The sequence below is a fragment of the Melaminivora alkalimesophila genome, assembly GCF_000282995.1.
Lineage (GTDB): Bacteria > Pseudomonadota > Gammaproteobacteria > Burkholderiales > Burkholderiaceae_C > Melaminivora > Melaminivora alkalimesophila.
Map to the genome: position 1 here is coordinate 1 of NZ_ALEE01000177.1, position 668 is coordinate 668.

Sequence of the window (668 nt, forward strand, 5' to 3'; positions counted from 1 at the left end):
GCCCCGGCGCGCCTGAGGCCGGGTGCGCTCAGCGCAGGCCGAGGGAATGCCCCAGGTCCCGCATGGCGGGGAGCACGGTGCCGTCCGGCAGGCGCAGCGTGTGCGCCGCCTGCACCGCCCGCACCGTGGCGCGCGCGACCGCCTCCGCGGCCATGGTGGCGAGCACCATCATTCCCGGATGGCTTTCCCGCACCCCCGTGGCGAGGGCGAACAACGTGTCGCCGTCGCTCATGGTATGGACCGGGTTGATGCTGCGCGCCAGCCCGTCGTGCCCGACGGTCGCCAGGCGCTGCGCCTGTGCCTTGCTGAGCCGTGCATCGGTGGCGATGACGCCGATGGTGGTGTTGCTGCCGGCCAGCAGCGGATGCGGCGCCTCGCCGCGCAGCAGTGCGCGCCGCGCGTCGCGCAGGGCCTGGCCGTCGGGGGTGCGCGCTCCGGCCAGGGGCTGGCCCGTCTCGGGGTCGACCACGTCGCCGACGGCGTTGCAGGCGATCAAGGCTCCGACGGTGACGCCGGCCACGGTCACCGAGGCGCTGCCGATGCCGCCCTTCATGGCGTGCCCGAAGCCGAACATCTTGCCCACCACCGCGCCAGCGCCGGCGCCCACGTTGCCCTCGGCGGGGTGGGCCCGGCTGGCAGCGGCGCAGGCGGCATAGCCGGCCGCGGCA

General features: G+C 75.9%; 1 protein-coding gene. It reads right to left on the reverse strand.

What is annotated here, in order from left to right; genetic code table 11:
• Window positions 1-28 precede the first annotated feature (28 nt).
• Window positions 29-668: P1 family peptidase (locus tag A612_RS02890; protein WP_019373099.1), on the reverse strand; the 640-nt coding region annotated here is incomplete at its 5' end.